We start from the raw sequence: 505 nt of genomic DNA on the forward strand, positions 1-505 counted from the left end.
GGTTATACCAATGCCAGCAATCTGTTTTGCTTGAATACCCGATTCTGATAAACAAGATGCGATAACAGATAGTATCGAACTCCAAATTTCATCCGGATTATGTTCCACCCATCCTGGCTTCGGAAAATATTGAGTAAACTCCGCTTGTGATTGATACACAACCTCCCCTTTTTTGTTAAAAAGGATGGCTCTTGAACTAGTCGTTCCTTGATCTAGCGCTAAAATAAATGTTTCCATTCTTTAAAACCTTCCTTTGTTTCATCATGTATTAATAAGATAAGCGCAAGCGCCTTAGTCAGCCCCGACAGGAGCCTTAGCTGGACAATTCTTAAATTCAAATTTTCTTTCTTTACTTCCACCTAATAGGCTTTCCAAAGGTTTTGTCTTGAAGTAGTAACAGCCGTCGCACCAGCTGTTAAAGCTTGAAGCACGTCTTGTTCGCTTTTTATGAATCCCCCTGCCAAGATTGGTATCCCTGTTTTTTCATGTACTTCTTGTATAATAG

2 protein-coding genes are annotated in these 505 nt (G+C 39.4%); both read right to left on the bottom strand.

The features are described 5' to 3' along the window. The coding region (locus C9J29_RS23985; protein WP_272898259.1) for an FGGY family carbohydrate kinase at positions 1-237 on the bottom strand (237 nt) is incomplete at its 3' end. Positions 238-359: 122 nt separating this feature from the next. After that, positions 360-505, bottom strand: a 146-nt coding sequence (locus C9J29_RS23990; protein ID WP_201798440.1) for a glycerol-3-phosphate responsive antiterminator, incomplete at its 5' end; no start/stop codon positions are given.

The sequence above is a fragment of the Lysinibacillus fusiformis genome, from assembly GCF_003049525.1.
Lineage (GTDB): Bacteria > Bacillota > Bacilli > Bacillales_A > Planococcaceae > Lysinibacillus > Lysinibacillus fusiformis.